Here is a 24,458-nt window from a genome sequence, read left to right on the forward strand (position 1 = left end):
TTGTTCGTTTACCTTTTATTAAGTTCCTTCACATACCTATACCTTTGCAATAAGCCGATCGCCTTGGCGTTTACTTTCTACACAGAACGCAGAGAATTCTTGTTGAGTTATAACGGGTGCGCCTAACCAATAGCCTTGGGCGTAATCGCAACCAAATTCGGTTGCGGCTTGTAATAATTCAGCTGTTTCTATGCCCTCGGCTATTACTTTTAAACCAAGCCTATGGGATAACGCCGTAATGGCTTCTATTATCTGTGCATTGCGCTCATTGGTGTTTAGATCCATAAAAAACTGTCGGTCAATTTTTAACGTATCACAGGGTAAGCTGGCGAGATATTGCATAGAGCTGTATCCCGTACCGAAATCATCTATAGAAATTTGTACGCCGAAATCGGCTAACGTTTTAAGCCGTAGTTTAGTTTCGTCGGGGTATTGCATCATATGGGTCTCAGTAACTTCCACTGTTATTTTTTGTGGGTCAATCGATGTATCTTTTAATACCGACAGCAGTTGATTTAACAGTTTTGCATCATGACAGATATTAGCGGGTAAATTGAGCGCCAAACTGAGATCTGGGGCTGATCTTTGCCAATCGGAAAGTTGCTGAATAGTGTTCTCAAAGAGCCATTGATGAAAGCTTTCGCTGAGCCTCCTTTCTAGCACCAGCTCAATAATTTTTTCTGGAGATATCCAGTTTTGTTTGAATTTCCATCGTACTAATGCCTCTATCGAATCAACAGCGAGAGTACTTACATCAATAATAGGTTGATAAGCAATCTGTAACCGTTGATTGAGCAAAACCTTAGGTAGGGCTGAACTTAACTGCGTCAGTTGGCGTGTTTCGGTTTCCATAGCTTTGTTAAAGGCAGAGTATTGCCCTCGGCCATTATTCTTGGCCCTATATAAGGCGAAGTCTGCCTCTCGCATAAACTCCTGGTAGCTATCGGCACGGCTCGGATAACAGGCTAGGCCAATGGATGGTGCAATAGAGATAAAGCCGTCTTTCCACGGGAGGTCTAGCGTTAGTGCTTGCACGAGTTTATGAGAAAAATGGTGCGCTTTAGCTTCGCTAATATCGGGTAACAACACTGAAAACTCATCACCTCCTAGCCGCGCAGCTGTATCGGTAGAGCGCATATTGGCAAGCAATTGTTCAGCCATGGATTTAAGCATGCAATCCCCAGCTTCATGCCCGTAATTGTCGTTTACGGCTTTAAAGTAATCAATATCAATATAGAGCAACGCAAACGGCCGGAGGTTGCGTTTACCTGCTTCAAACATTTGTATAAGCCTATCGATAAACAGTGTTCGATTGACCAAGCTTGTTAGCGGATCATACAGCGCTAGGTGATTTAACTGCCGCTGAAGCTGCCATGTTTGAATACTATGCTGTATAACGCGAAGCAGCTGCTCGGCGTCGAGCTTTTGTTTTACAAGATAGTCTTGTGCGCCGTGTTGCATTAATTTAACAGCTGTTTCAGTGTCTTCTTGCCCCGTGATCACAATAATGGGGCACAATCCATTTTCAAATTTAGTTTTTAATAATTCTAGAAAAGATAATGCGCTACCGTCCGGTAAATTGTAATCCAGCAAACAGCACAGCGGTGGCTGTTGCGACATTCTCTCGCAGGCATCGGCGAGCGTAGTGGATGTTTCGATTGTTTTAAAATCATGCTTCACCTCGTCTAATAGTCGCAAATAGTGGAGAGTGTCAGCTGGATTGTCTTCCACTATAAAAAGGGTTTTGGAATTACTGCTCATCGTTAATGTCCTGTGCAAACAAGAACGGAATACAATCGTTAACGCATATTTTTAACGATTTAATATTGATAATAGCACATTGGGATAACGTGATTTTTTTCATAGTGTTGAAATGTTCGTTGTTACATTTTGTAGATGTCTATAGCTCAATTGTAGCGCTTTTATTAAATCATAATGATTATAGAGATTATTACTTTCGTTGTTCGAGAACGCCAATAAAGCGAATGAATAAATAGTTTTAATTAATGTTTTTTACTCATCTATAAACGACTAGCGTAGTACGGTTTTAACTAGGCCGGAGCATCGGGTAAAGTAACTAACCTAAACCAAAAACGGTCTAATTTCTGCACGGCATCAATAAACCCGCTATCACTTACCGGTTTTGTTATATAGGCGTTAGCGCCGTCTTCATAGCTGCTGTTGATATCGGTTGAAGAGTCTGACGTTGTGAGCATTACAACCGGTATATGCCGTAAGTTCTCATCGTTTCTAATATGCTTTAAGGCTGTTAATCCGTCCATTATGGGCATGTTAATATCCATAAGAATTAGGTCTGGGTGAGGGTACTTTCTAGCGTCTTCGTAAGGGGCTTCATTGCGTAGCAGTGTGAGCACCTGTGTACCGTTTTCAACCACGGTTAACTCACATTCTACGCGGCCATCTTCCAGCGCACGTTCTACCGTTAATTGGTCTGCAGGGTTGTCTTCGGCTAGCAATAATTTTGCGGGCCGTACTTTTTTTAACATTTTTGTTTTCATATGTTATTCTCACCGTTTGATGACGATTTATTATTGTTTAAAAGTGATAGCGGTAATTGGATGCTAAAGCAGCTACCCAGTCCTGGTTCAGATTCCACTGTAATTCGGCCTTTGTGTCTATCGACTATTTTCTTTACTATTGATAAGCCAATCCCTGTACCTTCGTATTCTGCTATTCCATGCAACCGTTTAAACGGAAAAAATATATTGTCTAGCTGGTTATGAGCAATGCCTACCCCTTCATCTTTTACGGTTATTTCACCGGTATTGCTGTTCTGTTTGCGGGTCGATATAGTCACTTTTGGTATGTTATCGGGTTTATGGAATTTGATAGCATTACTGACGAGGTTTTGAATAACTTGAGATAACAACTCTCCGTCTGCATTAAACGTTAACCCCACGTCGTTAACGATAATATCGGCGTCAGAATCTTGTATTTGGGCTTGCAAATTTTGCCTAATATCCGAAATGAGAGTACTGCTTTCAATAGGCTGAAGCTTTAAATCGGCATTGCTGGCTCGGCTAAGCTCAAGCAATGCGTTTATTAACCGCGTCATTCGTTCAGCGGAACTGTCAACGTGATAGACATCCTGCGCAACACGATCCCATTTTTGGGTTTCCAAATCTTTTAGCAGGTAACTTGTAAACGTACGAAGTGTACGGAGTGGCTCTTTTAAATCATGCGACGCAATATAGGCAAATTGATTCAGTTCGCGGTTGGCCTCCTCTAGATAAGCGTTTTGTTTTTCAAGGTCATTTTCCAGTTTTTTCTGTGTTTCCAGGCTCGCTATTTGCGAGACTATGAAGGGCGCTTTACCGGTTTCTTCACTCACGGCGGTAACCGTTACTAACCCCCAAAGTGAATGTCCTTCTTTATGTTGGTACTGTAATTCAACTGCAACTGATACTTTTTCACCATTGGCGAGACTCTTAATTGTTCTTTGTGCGTCTTGTTTGTCTATGTTAGCGATAAGCGCATTTTCCGGCTGACCAATAAGGTCTTCAGGCGAATAGCCAAGCCAATTACAAATAGAGGTATTAACATCAACAATGTTCCCTTCGGAATCGGTCACAATAAAGCCAGAGTTTGAATTTTTCATTGCGGCTTTTAGTACGTTTTCAGATTTTTCTAGTGCTTTATTGGTTTTGTGAAAATCACTTAAGTCATGGATTACGCCAGTGTAATAGAGATGATCTTGATGCTCCCCTTTTGTAACATTTAATTTAATGGGAAATACATGACCCTGTTGATGTAGTGCATGCAGTTTTCGCTCTTGACCAAGCATCGGGTTGAATTCTGGAGGTGTTTTTCTAGCAAGATAACTATCGTGGCGCTCGTTGTCAGGATAGGGGATTAATAGGCTAATATTTTTCCCTAACAAATAGTCTCTTTCGTAGCCAAATATTCGCTCAACTGTGCGGTTTGCTTCAACAATTTTGCCAAATTCATCGATCACAATAAGGGCATCCATCATGGCATTCATTGCGCCACTTAGCCGGCCGAGCGTTTTTTCCAGTTCGTTGCGTCGAATTTGTAAATCTTTGGTGACTTTGTCTGCGTAGACAACGGCTTGCTTGTTCGTTCTCGAAAGCACTATAAAGAGGAAGAGCAGCAAGGCGTCAATAGCGATACCGCCAATTAAAATCATTAACGGTTGATGTTGTGAGTAATGGGACCTAAATATTAGGGACGATTGAATATGAAAATCCCAGCGTCGTCCATAAAGCTCAAGCGCGACATCTGTTTTCATTAGCGGCTTTGGATCATAGTCTTCAGAATTTTTAGTTAGTTCGTTATACAATTCACTATTGCCATCATGCACACTGAAGTTAACTTGCCTATTGGTGTTTGCAAGGGTGCCATCCATAAGCTTATGCATTATAAACGGAGAATAGACTAGCCCATTAAACCGTTCTTGTGTTGACTGAGCGATAAGCTCGTTCTTGTTTGAAACCCAAGGGGCGTAAAATAGAAATCCTGGCGTGTTTTGCTCGTCTTGTACCAATACAATAGGCCCGGTAATTTGTGCTGTTCCAGTATCTCTGGATTTTTTTGCCGCGGTAAACCGATTGCTTTCGTGCGCCATATCTAAGCCTACGGCTTTTGCATTAAGGTCTTGCGGTTCGATATAGGAAATTGGCCAAAACTCAGTGTTATCGTGTGGCGGGTGTACATAATAATCTGGCTGCAGTTCCCGCTGCCATGCTAAATACGTGGGGAATTTGTCTGCGGTTACTCTATGAATTATTCCTATACCGTTTATGCCGGGCAATCGTTTTTCTAATTTTAGATTGGTCGAGTAAGTACGCCATTCATGACGATTCACGTTCTCTGGCATAGCATTAAGTGCCGCTGCACTTGCCCATAATACTTGCTCGTATTTCTCCATTCTCTCTTGTACGAGCTGCACAATTTGTGCTGATTGAAAATCAAACTGTGATGTCATTTTCGCTTCAGCCTGCTCTGCAGTGATATACCAAGCACTGAGGGTAAGCAATATGGAGCCCGCGACAACGAGCCAGTGATACCAATGCAAATTGGCAGATTGAGCAACTCTTGAATTGAATTTTGTTGAGTTTTTTTTGTGCGTCATACCGCTGCCCTCAACCTACAATACTCTTGGCTTACAGCTAGACTAGCGGCGTTTTCTAGCTTACGCGTTTTCTCCCTCTCGAGCGAGTTTGTGAATCTGTGTATAGCGGGGCTTACTGGCGCGGTTCCCATACCCAATAGTATTGGTGCGTATGTGAGATTGAGATGAAGCACTGTTGGGTTCAAAATTTTGATGGGGCGTCATGTCCTTTTTAAATACCACGTTAACGCACGCAAGATGAGGCCCTTTAACGATAAAAAAGTTCGGTTGAGGTGTTGTTTTTTATACTCAATCATTAGTGGGGTGTGACGCACATTCATTTGGTCGATTGGCAGTGCGTATTGTGAGTTTCCCTTTACGAAACGATAGTTCACTTTCACCAAATGCGCGAATAGGGCGGCTACATTTTCTCGCGCTATGTGCCTTTACGGAATATTCCTTAATGGGGCTGGGTACACAGCTGTATTTGAGGGTATAGATGACGCTTCGCGCGGGCAGGAAGATAAGGCTATCTATTACGAAGCGGGCGGGCTAGTAGCGCATTGATTGACATAAAGGCCTGAAGAGTCGCTTTTCTTTTCCCGCCAATCCAATACAGGCGATTGATCGTTTTTATTGCTGTCGTTACCGCAGCCGATAGGGTTTTCTGAGCCGGTTGAACACGGGTGGAGTGGTGACTTTCAGTGGTGACTTTCAGTAGGGAGTATAGTGTGCCCCATGGAGATTGTTTTGGGGCCGCTCAGAAGGCCCTCTTTGCGCGAAGAACGATCAATACTCATAGTTAAAATCACGGTTTTAGATCGATATCTTTACGACTACAGCCCTTAGTGTCATCGACCTTTTGGCCCGAATTCTGTATCCTTGCCGCCAGATTCAATTGGCTACAGGTTTCCCATGTATTCCCTCGTTCAAAAGTTACTTTTTTCACTCGACCCTGAACTCGCACACGAACTTTCGTTGGACGGCCTTGGCGCCGCAGATCGTCTTTGCTTGCTAAAACCGTTTATGAGTAAACCTGTTTCGGCTCCCGTCAGTGTTATGGGGCTTACGTTTCCGAATGCTGTTGGTTTAGCGGCAGGGTTAGATAAGAACGCGGATTATTTCAATGCTCTGGGAAGGCTAGGGTTTGGCGCAGTGGAAGTAGGTACTATCACGCCTGTTGCCCAGCCGGGTAATCCAGAACCACGGCTTTTTCGGTTGGTCGATGAAAAAGCGATCATTAATCGCATGGGGTTCAACAACAAGGGCGTTGAGCATCTTGTTGCACGGGTAAAAAAGCGCCGCTTTACGGGTATTCTCGGCATCAATATTGGTAAGAACAAACAGACGCCCGAAGAAGACGCCTTGTCGGATTACGAAAAATGCTTAGACGCCGTTTACGCACATGCCGACTACATCACAATCAATATTTCCTCGCCGAATACACCTGGGTTACGTAATCTCCAATTCGGTGAAAGCCTAGAAACCTTATTGGCCGGTATAAAGGTAAAGCAAGCGGCTTTGACGGCACAACTGGGTAAAAAAGTGCCTATTGCGGTAAAAATTGCACCCGACATGACGGATGAGCAGCTATTTAGCCTTGCCGACCAACTAGTCAAGCATGATTACGACGGTGTTATTGCAACCAATACAACCATTTCGAGAGAAGGTGTTGAGCTCTCAGCGTATCAAGGGGAAGCGGGTGGTTTAAGTGGAGCGCCTGTAAGAGATAAGTCAACCGATACCATTCGCCTGCTTGCAGCCCATTTAAAGGGTGCTCTACCTATTATTGGTGTGGGCGGCATACTTTCAGGCGCGGATGCCATTGAAAAAATAGAGGCGGGCGCGAGCCTAGTGCAGTTATATACGGGGTTTATTTACGAAGGTCCGAAGCTAATAGCTGAAGCCGCTACCGCCATCGCGGCGTCAGCGGCTTCGTAGAGCTCCTACTAAGGGAGCTTTGGTTACACGGTTTTTAAGCCGTGTAAGGGTACTGGTCCATCAGTAAGGCGTCACGCACAGCGCGTGGTGTCCATTGTTGAAAGGGTAATCAGTAAAACTAATGTGCGCCTCGGTTGCCGGTGAGTTTAGTTTAAAACAATACTGCGCTCCGAATTGGGGTGAACTTAAAACACGTTCGTACAAAATATTAGGTCTAGACCTTAAATGTAGGCACGAAGTCCCGAACAATTGGCTGGATTAAGCCTTATACCTTTGGTTCCAGCAACGTTGGTTAAAAGTTGTGAAGTTTTTGGACTTGAGCCAATGTGTTTAAGCCGTCCCAATGGTCTTCGCGTCCTTCGCGCCAACCGGTTAACCACACGTGTCTAGCTTCACCCGCAGCATGAGGACATAAACTCCTCGACCTACCTGCTGTTGCGGCTCTATAGCCGCGAGAAAATGCTCGTTCAGAGTGGGTCCGTTTTTGGCGTCGCATACGCATAATACCTCTTTGGGTTAGTATTAAAGCTTATTCACCTTTGGTGTAACCGCTTAACCTCTATGTCGTTTAGGTAAGCGCGTAAAGACGAATAACCTGCTTTTGGTAATGTGTTTCCCTACCGTCTTGCGTAATTCCATTTACACTTGATTGCATTGAGCCAGGTTGTGCTCATAATGTCGCCCAGTAATGGCGAGCCGGACAACCAGTGTCCCAAACGACGAACGAAAAGTGAACGATTTTAAACTTATAGGTCTGTCGACTGATATGGCCTCAGAGAATATTAAGAATGATGGAAACCTCTGTTCAGCACTACTTTGCCACCTGCCCAAAGGGCTTAGAAAACCTTTTAAAACAAGAGCTTGAAGCGTTAGGTTCAAGTGATGTAAAAGAAACTGTAGCCGGCGTTCACTTCAGTGGCCCACTAGAACAAGCCTATAAAGTTTGTTTGTGGTCTCGTCTTGCGAACAAAATATTATTACCGCTATGCAAAGGTAATGTGGATTGTGCTGACGATCTCTATAAAATTTCGAAATCTGAGCCGTGGGAAACCCACATGCCTGAATACGGCAGTCTGCTAGTCGACTTTAATGGCAGCAACGAGGCTATACGGCATACCCAGTTCGGGGCACAAACCGTAAAAGATGGGGTTGTCGATAGAATACGGGAGATAACAGGTTCAAGGCCTGATGTGAACCGTGAGTCACCTGACCTTCGAATTAATGCACGGCTATCGAAGAATGTTGTGCATATAAGCCTTGATCTAAGCGGCGACAGTCTCCATAGGCGCGGCTACCGTGTTGGCCAAGGCGGCGCACCTCTAAAGGAAAACCTTGCAGCAGCAATATTGATACGAGCCAATTGGCCCGCTATTGCAAAAGAGGGTGGAGCGTTGCTCGATCCAATGTGTGGTTCCGGCACCTTTTTGCTGGAAGCGGCTATGATGGCCACAAATATGGCACCTGGGTTGTTACGTGCGCGCTTTGCCAGAGGCTACCGCGTGCCTACGAATCCAGACACCTTTGGCGACGAATTTGACCCAAGAGTAATTGGTTTCGGTTTTGAAAAATGGCGGCAACATAAAGAATCGATATGGAAAGCTTTACTCGATGATGCCGAGCACGCTTTTAAGGCGGGTTGCGCAGGCGAAATTCCAGAAATACGAGGTTACGACCTTAACCCTAGGGTATTAGGCGCAACGCGTAAAAATATTATAGTGGCAGGCCTGGATGATTTTATTCGGGTTACCGCCAAAGATCTAATCGAATTTAAACCACCAACCCATCGCACGCTTAATTCGGGCCTTATTGTTACTAATCCGCCTTATGGCGAGCGATTGGGTGAAAAAGAAGCGCTACGCGCAACCTACTTATCGTTGGGTCAAGTGTGTAAACGAGAGTTTCCGGGCTGGCAGCTGGGCGTGTTTACGGGTAACAAAGAACTCGCGCGTGAAATGCGTTTACGGCCTAAGAAAAAATATCAATTATTTAATGGCGCCATTACTAGCGAATTCTTACTGTATGACCTTAGTGTTGAGGGCAGTGTTGCACGTAAATATGATAACCCCGATGACGATACACCTATAAGTGCTGCCGCAGCGGTTTATCTGCCGCTGCAACAGCGCCCGCTCAGTAATGGTGCGGAGATGGTTGCTAACCGATTACGAAAAAACCAGAAAAAACTCAATAAATGGGCAAAGAAAAACGATATACACTGCTACCGGTTGTATGACGCAGATATGCCCGAATATTCCGCAGCCATTGATGTTTATAATTTTGTGAATGGCGAAAGACAATTGCATATACAAGAGTACGCCGCGCCTAAGACAATCGATGAGCATAAAGCAAAAGAACGATTCGACGACCTTGTTCACGCTTGTGCTGTCGTATTCGAATTGGATGTTAATCAAATAGTCACGAAAATTCGTCAGCGAAATAAAGGTACTCAACAGTACGAAAAGTTTGCCGATAAAACACGCGGCAATATGCACGAAATAATTGAACACAACACGCGGCTGGAAGTTAACCTTACGGACTATTTAGATACGGGTTTGTTTTTAGATCACCGCCCGTTGCGCAAGCGTATAGCTGAGCAGGCGCGCAACAAAAAATTTCTTAATCTGTTTTGTTACACAGCTACGGCTACGGTTCAAGCCGCCGTAGCCGGTGCCGCAAGTTCTATAAGTGTTGATATGTCCAATACCTATTTAGAGTGGGCGAGAACTAACTTTATGCTAAATAATATTAGTATGGGTAGCCATCAACTCGTGCGGGATAACTGTATGGATTGGTTAAAAAGCTGCAGGGAAGGTTTTGATATTATAATGTTAGACCCGCCCAGTTTTTCTAACTCTAAACGTATGGATGATGTGCTCGATATTCAGCGAGACCATGTTGTGCTGATCAAGCGCTGTATGGATCTATTGCAGCCCGGCGGTACACTCTACTTTTCTAACAATTTGCGCAGTTTTAAATTAGACAATGATCAGCTTGCTGAGTATACCGTCAAGGATATTACTCGCCAAACGTTAGACCCTGATTTTGAAGGAAACCCCAAAATCCACAAATGTTGGACAATCGAATCCTGATATGAACATTAAAACGGCTAAGCCGTTTAAAGTGAAAAGCCGATTTAAACCCGCTGGCGATCAACCATCGGCCATTAAAAAATTAGTTAAGGGTATTGACGCTGGCTTGGCCCATCAAACGTTGCTGGGTGTAACCGGCTCTGGAAAAACGTTCACTATTGCGAATGTTATCGAAAAAGTGCAGCGGCCCACGCTCATAATGGCTCACAATAAAACACTTGCAGCACAGCTATACGGCGAATTCAAGGAATTTTTTCCGAATAACTCGGTGGAATATTTTGTTTCATATTACGATTATTACCAGCCCGAAGCGTATGTACCTTCGTCTGACACCTTTATTGATAAAGATGCCTCGGTAAATGAGCACATAGAGCAAATGCGGTTGTCTGCAACTAAAGCGCTTATGGAGCGTAAAGACGCTATCGTAGTTGCAACGGTTTCCGCTATATACGGCCTAGGCGACCCCGATAGCTATTTAAAAATGATGTTGCACTTGGTTCGTGGCGACCAAATGGAGCAGCGCACTATTTTGCGCCGTTTGGCAGAGCTTCAATATACCCGCAATGATATTGATTTTCACCGGGGCACCTACCGCGTAAGAGGAGAGGTGATTGATGTTTTTCCCGCAGACTCAGAAACAGAAGCCGTAAGATTAGAACTGTTTGACGATGAAGTAGAAAATATATCGTTATTTGACCCGCTCACCGGCGAAGTACTGTCCAAATTGCCGCGCGCTACCATCTACCCTAAAACTCATTATGTAACGCCAAGACAAACCATTGTTGATGCGGTTGAAAAAGTCGAATCTGAATTAAGAGAAAGGCTAGAGCAGCTACGAGACAACAATAAGCTCGTGGAGGCCCAGCGCCTTGAACAACGTACAAAATACGATTTGGAAATGATGCGCGAATTGGGTTATTGCAACGGTATCGAAAACTATTCTCGTTATTTATCTGGCCGAGACCCAGGGCTAGCACCACCTACACTTTTCGATTACCTCCCAGATGAAGCATTACTGGTCATCGATGAATCCCACGTGACGGTTCCACAGATTGGTGCTATGTATAAGGGCGACCGGTCCCGCAAAGAAACACTGGTTGAATACGGGTTTAGATTGCCTTCTGCGCTCGATAATCGCCCGATGCGTTTCGATGAGTGGGAAGAGCGCGCTCCGCAAGCCATTTTTGTGTCGGCAACGCCCGGTAAATACGAAGCCGAAAAACAAGGGCAAGTGGTCGAGCAAGTGGTTCGACCGACAGGCTTGCTAGACCCAATACTGGAAGTACGTCCCGCCGGTACACAGGTGGATGACTGCCTCTCCGAGATCAATGTCCGTGCACAGAATAATGAGCGTATATTGATTACAGTGTTAACCAAACGCATGGCAGAAGATTTATCCGAGTTTCTAGCGGAATGCGGAGTACGAGCACGCTACCTACACTCCGATATTGACACTGTAGAGCGTGTCGAAATAATTCGTGATTTGCGTTTGGGTGAGTTCGATGTCCTTATTGGCATCAACTTACTACGAGAAGGGCTAGATATGCCGGAAGTGTCTCTTGTTGCCATTTTTGATGCAGACAAAGAAGGTTTTCTTCGCTCCGACCGTGCGTTAATACAAACTATTGGCCGCGCTGCGCGTAACATAAAAGGCAAGGCCATTCTCTACGCCGACCGTATTACGGGCTCTATGCAGCGCGCAATGGAAGAAACCGAACGTCGTCGCGAAAAACAAATAGAGTTTAACGCGGCTAACGGAATAACGCCTAAAGGTATTATTAAATCTGTTGCCGATATTATGGAAGGCGCTCGCGCACCGGGTGCAAAACCAGGTTCTCGCAAGGTGGCCGATAAAGGAGGGCGCTACGACACTGAGTTGCCAGAAGGAAAAGATGTATGGCACCACATTCAAGATCTTGAAAAACAAATGTTTGAAGCGGCGAAGAACCTTGAATTTGAAACGGCTGCACGTCTGCGTGATCAGATCCATCAATTAAAAAATCGCGGCTAAAGTGTTAGCCGCGATCCCTAGCCTTCTTATCTATGAGCCTTACGCTAACATTCGCAACGCAATTGTTTAGCGGCACCAACCATATTTTGCAGTGCTGGAATAACATCCTCCCAGCGACGCGTTTTTAAACCACAATCGGGGTTTACCCATAAGCGCTCTTTGGGGATACGTTTTACAGCTTTCAGCATAAGCGACTTAATCTCAGCCTCTGTTGGTATATTCGGTGAATGGATATCATACACGCCGGGGCCAATATCATTGGGGTAGTCAAAAACGTCAAAAACACCAAGTAATTGAGTGTCTGAACGAGAGGTTTCGATGGTAATCACGTCAGCGTCGAGTTCGGCGATTGCACCAATAATATCGTTAAATTCCGAATAGCACATATGCGTGTGTATTTGTGTTTCATCTTTTACGGCATTAGCACTAATGCGAAAAGCCTCTACCGACCATTGTAAATAGTACGGCCATTCAGCTTTACGTAAGGGTAGCCCTTCTCGCAGTGCAGCTTCGTCAATTTGAATGATTTTTGCACCTGAACGCTCTAAATCTAGCACTTCTTCTCGTATGGCCAGCGCCAATTGAGCACACGTGATACTTCGATGCTGATCATCGCGAACAAAAGACCAATTAAGCAGGGTAACAGGCCCGGTGAGCATCGCCTTTACCGGTTTTGCTGTGAGTGATTGTGCGTAGGCAATCCAATCAACGGTCATAGGTTCTGGGCGTCGAATATCGCCATAAAGTATTGGGGGTTTTACGCATCGCGAACCGTAAGACTGCACCCAGCCATACTGACTGAACGCATAGCCTTCTAATTGCTCGCCAAAATATTCAACCATATCGTTTCGTTCAGCTTCGCCGTGCACCAATACATCCAGGCCAATGGTTTCTTGCGTTTTAATGCTGCGTTCAATTTCAGCTCTAATGCAGGCCTTATAATCTTCGTTCGTCAATTCATTCGATTTATAGTGTTTGCGAGCCGTACGTATTGCCTGAGTTTGAGGGAATGAACCAATCGTAGTGGTAGGGAATAGCGGTAGGTTAAGGCCTACTTTTTGGATTTTTGCCCGTTCAGAATACGATGATTGACGTTCGCCTTGAGACTTTGTAAGCGCTGCAACCTTAGCCGCAACTTCAGCACAATGGACTTTTGCAGAGTTTTTTCGTTGCTCTATATAAAGAGTATTTTCCGCTAACTCTGCCTGAATGGATGCTACGCCATCATTCAAACCACGCTTTAGAATATTCAGTTCTTGTAATTTTTGTACCGCAAACGACAGCCAATTTTTAATATCGAGCGCCAATTGAGTTTCGCTGTCTAAATCAACGGGAACATGTAAAAGGGAGCACGATGGTGCTATCCATAATCTTTCGCCAAGCCGGCTGGATATTGGCTGTAGCCATTGCAATGTCTGCGATAAATCCGTCTTCCATATATTCCGCCCATTGATCACGCCTAACGATAGAACCTTATGTACCGGCAACCAATCCACTACGTGTTTAACTTCCTCTTGCGCGTTTATCGCGTCCACGTGTAAACCAGCAACAGGTAATGTACATGCAAGTGTTAAGTTTTCTTTTAATGTCCCAAAATAGGTTGCTAAGAGAATGTTCAGGTTAGGATGTTTTAACGTGTGATAGGTTTTTTGTAGGGCATTTTTCCATTCTGCCGAAATTTCAGTGACTAAAATGGGTTCGTCTACTTGAATCCACTCGATGCCGCACTGGGCAAGCTTGGCGAATAACGCCTGGTAAACACGAATCAAATCATCCAGTAAGTCAATGCGTTCACTACTATCTTTTTCCTTACACAGCCACAGGTACGTTACTGGCCCAATAATCACAGGCTTAATGTTCTTGCCTGTCGCAATGGCATTTTTAACTTGGGCAATCAACCGAGCAGGGTTTAAGCTAAACGTCGTTTCAGCAGTCACTTCCGGCACAATATAGTGATAATTGGTATCAAACCATTTTGTCATTTCTCCCGCTTTGACACTACCGCAAGCATCGTTGCCCACAGAGCGGCCTCTTGCCACGCGAAAATATTGGTCGAGTTCGCTACCGGTATCTTTGTCAATCCGTGAGGGTATATTGCCCAATAGAAAACTCATGTCGAGTACGTGATCGTAAAACGAAAAGTCACCCACCGGCACCCAATCGCAGTCAGCCTGATGCGCCCAATGTTGTTGTTGTAGTGTATTGCCCAACGCTTCTAACGTTGCTGGATCCGAGTCGCCTTGCCAATAGCGTTCTAGCCCAAATTTCAATTCTCGTTGTTTCCCAATTCGAGGAAAGCCTAGATTATGCGTAATTGCCATTTTCTACCCTTATTAACGTATTGAAGTGGTTATGTGTGGATTTTTTGCAAGATTAGCGGCAACAACACATGAATAATAATGGTATTATTTCATCTAGTAATGAATTTTATTCATAGGTTGAATATGATAGAGCGTAACCACCTCACCATAATGAGGGAAATATACCGGCAAGGTTCGCTCACCGCTGCGGCGAACGAACTTAACTTGACGCAGTCGGCGGTGAGCCATTGCATTAAAAAACTGGAACAACAATTAGGCACGCCCTTATGGACAAAAAAAGGCCGTAACTTACAGCTGACACGTGCCGGCGAGCATCTACTAGGCGTGGCGAATCGTTTGCTTCCGCAGCTAGAGCGTAGCGATGAAAACCTTCAAAATTTTGCGCGCGGTCACCAAGGTACACTGCGTATTGGTATGGAGTGTTACCCGTGCTATCGGTGGTTACTCAAAGTGATTCATCGTTTTATGGCGATAAAACCGAATGTAGAATTGGACGTAAAACAAAAATTTGTTTTTGGCGGAATGGCTGCATTGTTTAACCACGACATTGATATTTTAGTTACGCCAGACCCGTTGTATAAAAAGGGTATTTCGTTTTTGTCAGTATTTGACTATGAGCAGGTATTGGTGGTGCCTAAGGGCCATACACTGGCAGACAAATCGATTATTGTGCCTAAAGATTTATCGTCTGAAGTGCTTTATACCTACCCTGTTGAGAAGCAAAGGCTGGATATATTTTCAGCGTTTTTAACACCGGCACAGGTCGAACCACGCAAACACCAAACCGTAGAAGCAACCGAGATTATTCTTCAGCTTGTCGAGAACGGGAGGGGGGTTACCACCTTGCCAGGCTGGCTGGCAGAAGAATACAGCGGAACCCATGCTATTGAGACGATACGCTTGGGACAGAAGGGTATCCAGAAACACATTCATCTGGGTATACGACAACAAGAAGAGGAAGAGCCTATCGTATCGGCTTTTCTCGGACTAGCGCGACAAAATATCCAAACAATAGCGACAGCTATGGTGAATAAATAGGCCATTGATAGCGTTGTATTACGTTAAATTTGGCCCAAATGTTAAATTCAGTAAAAGTGTGCGCCTGTCATCTACTCGCGTTAACTATTGTGATAGTTTTTGCCCGTAAGCGAGAGTAAGATCCCGCTGGATTTATTAATATTAGGAGTAGTTACCATGTTTAACCCTAAAAACGTTTTTTTCGGAGCCGTACTTGCTGGTTTTTCAACCTTTGCTTTCGCAGGTTCCGACACTGGTATGTACCTTGGCGGCTCGCTTGGCATGACAAGCTCTACAATTGCCGCAACCGAGTACACCAATGAGATGGACGATGATTACACCGGTTACAAGGTGTTTGCCGGCTATAATTTCGGGTTAGTCCCCATGATCGACCTCGCCGTAGAAGCGTCTTATGTCGACTTTGGCACTGCAGCAATTGAAATAGTGAATAGTGAAATCGAGTCTGAAACCACTGCGTGGGATGTATATGGACTTGCCGGTTTTAATACTGGCCCCATTGGCTTTTTTGGCAAGGTCGGCTTAGCTTCATGGGAAAGCGAATTGCAGCTGCAAGGTATTGAGGCTGCACGTGCAGATAATAGCGGCAGCGACTTAACGTACGGTGTTGGTGCAAAAATACAACTTATGTCCGTGGCCATTCGTGCAGAATACGAATACTTCGATTTTGAACATGCTGAAATGGATATGATTTCAATCGGCGCTGCGATTACATTCTAATCAGATACCTAGCAACCTCTCCCCCAAAAGGCGCGTATTATTCGCGCCTTTTTTTGATTTAGACCTATAAATATTTTAGGTCGTATGCAGTTTTTTACGTCGCCCAGAGGCGTGTCGTTCACGTAAATCACTGTCAATGTACTTATCGGTCGTCGCCATACTGGCATGACCAGCATCATCCCGAACGTGTTCACGCGGGCGTGTTTTTACATCTTCTGAAATGCCTGTATGCCGTAACCAGTGGGCTGTTGCTGAACGAAGATCTTGAGCATCATCAGCAAAACCTTCTATCGCCATTTTTTCATAAGCCAAATCGAATAACTCTTGTAAGAGCGAGCGAATCTGACGGGTACTGGTGACAGCGCCACGGCCTTGAGTTTTCCCAACAAGTGGCGTGTGTTCGCCCGCAACGGGGAGGGCTGGTAAACCCAGATAGCAACGATAACGCTTTAATGCTGCCAGCATTTCATCAGAAACTGTCACAATACGGTTTTTATTGCCTTTACCTGTTACGTGAAACCACCAATTTCCGTCCATATCGCGCTGAAAATCACCCATAGTAGGCGTTGCACGTTCATCGGCAACAACCTCTGAAATACGCAAATACATGCCAAGTAAGCAATTCAAAATAAACAGGCTACGCTCATATTTTTGCGGGTGTTCGTCGGCCCGCTTAACGGCCAGCTCCAGTAAAAAATCCCACTGTAAATTTGAAATTCGGCGTACAGGTTTGTGGGTTTGTTCTTTTTGTATAAATTTACTTTTTTGTCGAATAAGCGCAACAGGGTTAGCTTCTACCACGCCTTCTTGGATCATATAGCCAAAATAGGAGGATAAAACCGAAAATGTTGCCTTGAGAGAGCTTTGAGAGAGTTGATATTGATCGATACTCGGCGCAACCCCAGCGCGTACTAATTCTTTACTAAGGCTAACCACGTAGGGCCGCCACGCGCTATTGGGCAATCGCTCACCGCCAACGTTTTTAAACCGAGCAACATTCTTTAGGCCAATCCAGCTGTCAGGCGGTTGTTTCGCGAAGGTCACATAGGCTTCTATATCCTCACGCTTCAATTCCGTGACAGCGATGCACCTTATAAACCAAGCCCACTGAAGGAGCCGCTCTAATTCACGACGATAGGCGTTGAATGTAGCTGAACTCCCCGTATAGCTATGCAAAAACTTGAGTGAGAACTCGTAATCAACCACCGCGCCATTGACCTGATCGGCCGTGCCAAATAAAGGCACCACATCAAATATTTTTTGATGGAAAGGGTTTGCGGTTGTAGCGAGATTATCAAAAATAGGGCGTGGGCTTCTCACTCACAGGCTCCAGCGTTAAAAGGTTTAGGGTGTAAGATATTATTCTTTATATTCAAATACTTATAGGTAATATTTAAAGTAAATAATGATGCTACTTTAAGAGTCTTAACGCCAGAATGAGCGACACCTATCACGAGAAACAATTTTAATCAGAATGGCTCAATAGCGGCCACACTTTAACTGATATAATCTTACCGTTTGCTAGACACTAGGGTAAGCAGGGTCGCTAAAGCTAGTACAATCCACTCGGCTAATCGTAAGGTTAACCGAGTATAACGAATACTGTCGATGTTGAACCAAAAAATAGGATGGTTTGCTCATGAAGGAAGATTACGTAAAGTTGGTTGCACTATTAAAAGAAAAAAGTCAGCAAATACAACTCAGTAACGGCGACTTCATGAAACGCCTAGAACCTCAGGTAAGAGAGCTTAAAGAAACGTTTAACCAATCGGTATCCAATTCATTTGCCAATGCGTGGTTTTCGAAATATATCGCTAGTGCGAATGAAGAGCCGCAAAATCTCATCTCACCGCCAACACCAGAAGTGTTAACGCTTAAACAGCGGCTACAAACCAAGCTAGGGCAAGAGGTACACGTTGGAGAATGGTTCACGCTTACACAAGCGACCATTGATGAGTTTGCTGCCGTCACAGGTGACAGCCAGTGGATCCATATAGACTTGGAACGTGCCAAAACCGAATCTCCTTACAAATCAACAGTTGCCCACGGCTTTTTGATTCTTTCATTGTTACCCCATTTGCGTGGGTTAGATGAGCATGCAGGGTCGCAATATCCAGAAGCACGCCTAATTGTGAATTGCGGCCTGAATAGCACGCGGTTTTTATCGGCGGTAAAACCTGACACCGAAATACGTTCTCGCACAATATTGCGCGCCTTAACAGCAAACAAACGAAGCCTTGATATCGTAGAAGAGGTTATTGTAGAGGCAGGCGAACGCCGGCGAGAAGTCTGTGCCGTAGAACTGATTACGCGAATATATCTTTAATTTAACAATACGCTCTCGGTAATGTCGTGACGAGAGCGTACGGCACCTCTTTTAAATAGTCCCGCCAATATGTTATTTAGTGTGACGGTAGTGCGCTAGCCCCAACTGCCTCAATGACATCACAAATACCTAGAGTCCACATTCCCTCAGTGAACCCAACCCTCCAGCATCGAAATGGTGCGCGGGTGTCTTATCAGCATTCAGCTCGTCAATAGTGTCATGGGGATAGGGCAATTATTATTGTATTATTTGTTGCCGCTGCCTTCACGGGTCCGGTTAACGGCTGGCTAGAATACGTACGTTTAACGTCTACACAGGTGTTCCAAACCCCTCCATAATAATACGCATTATTGTAGCGTGTATTTATTAGCGCATATTAAATGCTGTATTTTTTATTCCATTTCTATCCCGAAATATTACCCTCCGTGTCCTTTCCATCGGCCATAATAAACTCGTTATAATATTTATTAGTAAACGAGTTAATTATTAACTTGGTTGTTCGTTGCGCTCACAACAATCGTATTGAATTGCCATTTCGTTAAGGTGAAATTAAGTAGTTTGCCTAGAACATATGGCGTAATAACCATTATTGTTACGGTTTTTAGTCTGCATTTTATTACTATTTGACATGCTCTAAAGAACGAGGAGATTGGCCTAAGAAATGAATTCTTACATTTAGTAAGCCGTATTTTAGAATAAAAAATGCCACGCTAAAGTCGTGTCAGGGAATGAATGTTCAGCAAGCAAAAAAATATGGCGCGAAATACTTCTTGGCGTGAAAGGTAAATTATGTCGACACTTGATTACAGTGAAAAATAAATAATTTTATAGGGGTTTTTGTCGAGACGATAAAACTGTATGTACTTTAATCGCCACTGCTATTTTTTAGCGGCACAGGTGGTTCTATAAACAGAAGCACCCCTCAATGGATACCTTCCAGTATAAGATTCTATTCTTACGTCATACTAATGTTTGCGGCGTCTATTTTTTGATCCTTTTCTAATATCGTAAATCAACTCGACAATAGATTTTTACATCGCCTTCCCCGAATAGGGGCCTCTATAAAACGCACTTATTTAAGTTCATCTTAGAATGTGTACAGGAAATGATAAATGCGCTTTTCCGTACGTTCTGCAAGCGCTGTTGCTCCTATACCGCACGCCAGCATTGAAGTTATTGTTATGAGGTGTCTAAAATATTATAACGGCGTTTTTATTGAATCCTGTGCAATAAAAAATAGAGTATTGAAAAAATATCCACGTTAAGGATCTGCGATGAGTTCATAAAAAAGTGCTAGATGCCTGCCTATATATCTTAAATTGACCAATAAAAAGCATAATGAGTTTAGGTTGGTTGCAAAGCGTCTATACGGTCAACTTGCAAGCCTATAGATGCTATTTATAGCGAACTCGCCGGAATTGTTTTCCCTCAAGCGGCGTTGCGATAGCCCGTTTTTACAAACCAACGGTAGGTTTTAATAGCCGTAGTAATGGTTTTTTACAGTTTTGTTACAAATGAATATTATGCGTCTATTACTATTATCTAGACTTCATCATCTTGTATTTTTATAACGCTTAAGCGTTAGTTACAAATTATCATTCCTCCTTTTATGACAACCCTATGTATAGGTGTTTAGCACTGCGTTACGGTACATCGACCGTGCCACTTAATCGATGTAAGTTTATTCGACGTTCACCTTAAGATAAATTATTTTTATGTTGATAAAGAAAAATATATTTTATTTTGTGTGTGGTTTGGCACTCTTAAAAGTCTATATAATCCAATCGTTATTCATATTTAATGACCGAGCTAATCATTTATTGCCTCCATGTTAGAGGCAATTTAGAAGAAAACTACAAAGCCCAAATAATGATCTGCCTCGTTTCTAACAGATTGTATTCGGGACCGTTTTCCCATGGTTATACGGTACATTTTTATTCGAGTATCTTGTTGAGTTAATCATCCTGCCCCAAAAAGCAGGTTTTTCTATGATTAAGCAGTGATGGAGAATATTACGTGGTAGCTAAGGAATGTAGTAGTTTCAATAGTCTTGTAGAGTTGGGGCGCTATCGTGCTGAAAATAGCGGCGATAAAGTTGCCTACCACATGCTCAAGGATGGAAGCTTTATATCAAGGGCATATACCTATAAAGACGTTGATGGATATGCGCGATCAATTGCGGCGGAGTTACAAAACCGTAACCTTGAAGGAGAGCGCGCGTTACTTTTGTTTCATACAGGCCTAGATTTCGTTATTGCTTTCATGGCTTGCCTGTACGCGGGTGTTATTGCTGTTCCTGTACATTTCCCCGGGCGAAAGAATAAAGACTGGGAGAACTTAGATAAAATCGTAGGTGATGCACGCGTTGCAATATTGATGAGCGATTCGAAGCACACGGATTTTATTTCGAAGTACAAGAATGGCTACGATGGTTTTAACTCCGCTGATTATTTGGAGATCGATGGTGTCGATATAGGGCTTGCCAACAATTGGCGAGATCCGAAAGTAGGGCGCGATGCTCTGGCCTTTTTACAATATACCTCGGGTTCTACGGGTATTCCGAAAGGGGTTATGGTCACCCATGGCAATCTTCTTCACAATGAAGAATTGATGAAAGTTGCCTACCAGCATAGTAGTGAAACAGTCATCGTATCTTGGCTGCCGCTCTATCACGATATGGGCCTAATTGGTAACGTGCTACATACGCTTTATCTAGGAAGCACCTGTTATTTAATGACACCAGTTGCGTTTTTACAGCAGCCGTTTCGTTGGCTAAAGGCCTTGTCTGATTACAAGGCACACAGTTGTTTTGCTCCGAACTTTGCCTATCAATTATGTTTAAAACGCATTACACCCGAGCAAAGAGATTCGCTGGATTTAAGCCACTGGAAAATGGCCCTAAATGGCGCTGAGCCCGTACGTGCAGATACCTTGGATAGATTTTCCCAGTTTTTTGGGCCTTGTGGATTTAATGCAAAAACTGCCTATCCAGCCTATGGCCTTGCCGAAGCAACCTTATTTGTATCCGGTAGCGCGATGGATGAAGAGCCCCACATCGTATCGCTATCGTCTTCAGCCTTAAAAGACCACAAGGTAATCGTTGATGAAAGCTCTGACGGCACCCAGCGAATGGTGTGCTCCGGTGTATTGAATACAGAGCAAGACATCGTGATTGTTAATCCCGATACATTTGATGCATGCGCAGATGATGAGGTAGGAGAGATTTGGATTCATGGGCCTAGTGTCGCGCAAGGCTACTGGGAGAGAGCAGACGCAACCGAAGAGACATTTAGAGCAAAAATAAAGGGTGATGTAAAAGCTACACATTATTTGCGTACTGGAGATCTTGGCTTTGTACAGCGTAATCGCCTTTTTATTGCCGGCCGAATAAAGGATATGGTTATTGTAAATGGAGCAAACTATTACCCTCAAGATATTGAAAAATCCATACAAGAAGGCCATGAAGCACTAAAAGAAGGTTCTGGAGCCGTGTTTGGTGTCGTTCATGAGGAAAATGAGCAACTCGTTATTGTGCAAGAGGTTGAACGAACCCACCTCAAAAAAATAAATGTAGAGGACGTTTTCTCCTATATCAGAAACACGGTTTCGCAAGAATTCCAAAGTACGGTAGCGGCAATAGTATTAATAAAACCGATGACATTACCGCTCACTTCAAGTGGTAAAATTCAGCGTCGTAAAAGTAAGCAAATGATGTTTGATAACACGCTGAATGAGATAGCGCGTTGGTCAACGCTGGACCAAGCTAAGAGCAACGTCAATACGCAAGTATCGAATGATAATAGGCTTTCGGTAGACGCTAGCCGTCAACGCGCAAGTGAGCTTATTGTATGGCTGAAAGAGTTTTCTTCTCGCGCGATAAATTCCCGCCTCATTGATGAAAGACGCACTGTCCCCCCGCATATTCTAATGAACTTCGCTACGCAAGGTTTGTTAGGTATGTGTGTCGATTCCGATTTTTCTGGGCAAGGCATGCAACATCGAGACTTTCTAGATGTGGTCCGCCATATGGGTGCCATGGACCCCAATCTCGCGTTACTTGTAGCGTTGCATAATGTGTTGGGTATTCGCCCCATTATGAATTATGGCTCTAAGGCCATAAAAGATAAATTTTTGGCGCCTTTGGCGAAAGGGACAATACTTGGAGCTTTTGCACTGAGCGAACCCGAAGCCGGGTCTAACCCTCATGCTATTGCCTCGTCTGCAGTTCCTAGCGCCGAAGGAGGCTGGGTTGTTAACGGCGAAAAATGTTGGATAGGTAACGCGGGTTGGGCGGGTGTTATTAATTGTTTTGTTAAAGTCTTTGATGAAAAAGGCAAGAATCTAGGTATTACGGCATTTGCTGTTGAGGTGGAACGGTCTGGCTTAATTGTTGGTGACGAATTGCCGACAATGGGCGTGAGAGGGATGGTACAAAATCGTGTGTATTTCCGCGATATGCGTGTCACAGAAAAAGATGTACTCGGCGGTATTGGTCAAGGTATGGCCGTTGCACAAGACGCAATGAAGCATGGCCGGCTTATCATTGCCGCTATGGGTTTAGGTGTCATGCAGCGCAGTGCACAGTTAACGTCTTTTTACGCGGCCAAGCGTAACGTCGCTGATGGACTACTGCTTGATAACCCCCTTATTCAGCAGCGCCTTACCGATATGCATGCGGGTAGTTTTGCCGCGCAATGTATGATTAATGGCATGGCCGAAATTCTCGACCTGGATGCAGGAAGAAATCCCGATATTATCCCTATGGAAGTCTACGCATCGGTCAAAAGCTTTGGTTCTGAATATTGCGTAAAAGCAGTTGATCAGCTTATTCAGTTACTCGGTGGAAGGGGATATACCGATAATAATATTGCACCGAGATTATTGCGCGATACGCGAATATTTAGAATTTTCGAAGGGCCAACTGAAGTTCTTAACGGCTTTTTGGGCGCAAGTTTTACTCATAAGTCAACGGCCCTTAAACGTTTTATTACTGAAAATCTTCAGCTCAGTAATATTTATTCCGAAATGACTGAGCATGCTAATCAACTTGATAAATCGATTCACGAACTAAAAACTGAACATGGTGATTGTAGAATTACCGACCGGGCTGTCCGATGGATAAAATATGCTAAAGGTGAACTAGCCGGGCTCTTTATTGTAAAAGCTTTTTTACTTCACGCACGAGCTAAAAACGCAGTACATTCGCCCGAAGATATTAACCTGGCACTTTCTTGGTTACAGAAGGAAATTCGCTTAAGTTTATTCAATAGCCAGCAAGCCATCCACGATAGCTATCATTGGTCTGACGGAAAAGACCTCAATAAAGCCTTTAATACCCTAAATGATTCAATTGGTTGTTTTGGCCAGAGTTCAACGGAACTCGAAATTAAGGTTGACAGCTGGTTGCGTCCTCGCGCTGACGCCACAATATTATCCCCGGATACAACACTGGTAAATACAGCGGAACGAGAACCTTTCAATGCTGCCGTACATACCGCAGGTATCTCCAGCTTAATAGCTGAAGCTACAAACCAAGAAAACACTCACCACGCGGAAGACTTCGAAACGTTCATCATTGAGTGGCTTAAGCGAGAAGTTACACACTTTAGTGGAGATATATCAGCGCAAACGCAATTCTCTGAATTAGGGTTGGATTCAGTTCTGTCAGTCGAGCTTGCTTTTGCATTGCAGGAAAAAGCCGGATTCGAAATCGACTCGACTGTGGTGTGGAGCTATCCAACCGTTCATGCGCTAGCACGTTATGTTGTTGATAACGTCAACCCGGTAGGCGAACAGAATGACGTTCCAGTAGAAGACGCGAAAAACAATAATAGTAGCGAAAATGTGCAAGTAAATATCGCAGGGAAGCGAAGTGTTATTGATGAATTAATGGATGAACTCGATATTTAGGCCACTCTAGTCTTTC

Annotated in this window: 13 protein-coding genes; 7 read left to right on the forward strand and 6 right to left on the reverse strand. The window is 44.0% G+C overall.

Annotated elements, in window-relative coordinates; translation table 11 throughout:
* Positions 1–36: 36 nt before the first annotated feature.
* The 3 genes from H5647_RS14030 to H5647_RS14040 all read right to left on the reverse strand — a co-directional run bounded on the left by H5647_RS14030 (position 37) and on the right by H5647_RS14040 (position 5,113).
* A complete protein-coding gene (locus tag H5647_RS14030; protein ID WP_045859423.1) occupies positions 37–1,761 on the reverse strand; it encodes a two-component system response regulator in 1,725 nt (574 codons plus the stop codon).
* Between the two features lie 290 nt (positions 1,762–2,051).
* On the reverse strand, positions 2,052–2,519 hold the full coding sequence (locus H5647_RS14035; protein WP_052692077.1) for a response regulator: 468 nt from the start codon (positions 2,517–2,519) through the stop codon (positions 2,052–2,054).
* Entirely contained in the window at positions 2,516–5,113 is a 2,598-nt protein-coding gene (locus H5647_RS14040; RefSeq protein WP_052692078.1) for a CHASE domain-containing protein, read from the reverse strand. The genes H5647_RS14035 and H5647_RS14040 overlap by 4 nt, the downstream gene beginning before the upstream one ends.
* A gap of 894 nt (positions 5,114–6,007) precedes the next feature.
* Here H5647_RS14040 and H5647_RS14045 point away from each other — a divergent pair.
* The gene (locus H5647_RS14045; protein WP_045859425.1) at positions 6,008–7,033 is read left to right on the forward strand and encodes a quinone-dependent dihydroorotate dehydrogenase; all 1,026 of its coding nucleotides are present in this window, start codon (positions 6,008–6,010) and stop codon (positions 7,031–7,033) included.
* A gap of 292 nt (positions 7,034–7,325) precedes the next feature.
* Here the strand turns inward: H5647_RS14045 and rmf are convergent, their stop codons facing one another.
* Positions 7,326–7,535 (reverse strand): ribosome modulation factor, encoded by a 210-nt coding sequence (gene rmf / locus H5647_RS14050; protein ID WP_408034004.1) that lies wholly within the window; start codon positions 7,533–7,535, stop codon positions 7,326–7,328.
* Positions 7,536–7,824: 289 nt separating this feature from the next.
* On the opposite strand from rmf, the gene rlmKL reads away from it, so the two are divergent.
* Both rlmKL and uvrB read left to right on the forward strand, forming a co-directional pair.
* Positions 7,825–10,119, forward strand: coding sequence for a bifunctional 23S rRNA (guanine(2069)-N(7))-methyltransferase RlmK/23S rRNA (guanine(2445)-N(2))-methyltransferase RlmL (gene rlmKL, locus H5647_RS14055; protein WP_045861408.1), 2,295 nt, complete (start codon positions 7,825–7,827; stop codon positions 10,117–10,119).
* A 1-nt stretch (position 10,120) separates the two neighbouring features.
* A complete protein-coding gene (gene uvrB, locus H5647_RS14060; RefSeq protein ID WP_045859428.1) occupies positions 10,121–12,130 on the forward strand; it encodes an excinuclease ABC subunit UvrB in 2,010 nt (669 codons plus the stop codon).
* A gap of 44 nt (positions 12,131–12,174) precedes the next feature.
* Here the strand turns inward: uvrB and metE are convergent, their stop codons facing one another.
* Positions 12,175–14,451 carry a 5-methyltetrahydropteroyltriglutamate--homocysteine S-methyltransferase gene (gene metE / locus H5647_RS14065; protein WP_045859429.1) on the reverse strand — a complete coding sequence of 759 codons (2,277 nt, stop codon included), beginning with the start codon at positions 14,449–14,451 and terminating at the stop codon, positions 12,175–12,177.
* A gap of 78 nt (positions 14,452–14,529) precedes the next feature.
* Between metE and H5647_RS14070 the strand changes: the two genes are divergently transcribed.
* Both H5647_RS14070 and H5647_RS14075 read left to right on the forward strand, forming a co-directional pair.
* Positions 14,530–15,489, forward strand: a complete 960-nt coding sequence (locus H5647_RS14070; RefSeq protein ID WP_045859431.1) for a LysR family transcriptional regulator — start codon at positions 14,530–14,532, stop codon at positions 15,487–15,489.
* Positions 15,490–15,645: 156 nt separating this feature from the next.
* On the forward strand, positions 15,646–16,206 hold the full coding sequence (locus H5647_RS14075) for an outer membrane beta-barrel protein (protein ID WP_045859433.1): 561 nt from the start codon (positions 15,646–15,648) through the stop codon (positions 16,204–16,206).
* A gap of 75 nt (positions 16,207–16,281) precedes the next feature.
* Here H5647_RS14075 and H5647_RS14080 read toward each other — a convergent pair whose 3' ends face one another.
* The gene (locus H5647_RS14080) at positions 16,282–17,526 is read right to left on the reverse strand and encodes a tyrosine-type recombinase/integrase (RefSeq protein WP_045859435.1); all 1,245 of its coding nucleotides are present in this window, start codon (positions 17,524–17,526) and stop codon (positions 16,282–16,284) included.
* A gap of 319 nt (positions 17,527–17,845) precedes the next feature.
* On the opposite strand from H5647_RS14080, the gene H5647_RS14085 reads away from it, so the two are divergent.
* Together H5647_RS14085 and H5647_RS14090 are read left to right on the forward strand one after the other, a co-directional pair.
* Positions 17,846–18,532: a MaoC family dehydratase gene (locus H5647_RS14085; protein ID WP_045859437.1), complete on the forward strand. Its 687-nt coding sequence runs from the start codon at positions 17,846–17,848 to the stop codon at positions 18,530–18,532.
* Between the two features lie 2,016 nt (positions 18,533–20,548).
* The gene (locus H5647_RS14090) at positions 20,549–24,442 is read left to right on the forward strand and encodes an AMP-binding protein (protein ID WP_052692079.1); all 3,894 of its coding nucleotides are present in this window, start codon (positions 20,549–20,551) and stop codon (positions 24,440–24,442) included.
* The last annotated feature ends 16 nt before the right edge of the window (positions 24,443–24,458 follow it).

The organism is Teredinibacter purpureus (assembly GCF_014217335.1).
Classification (GTDB): domain Bacteria; phylum Pseudomonadota; class Gammaproteobacteria; order Pseudomonadales; family Cellvibrionaceae; genus Teredinibacter; species Teredinibacter purpureus.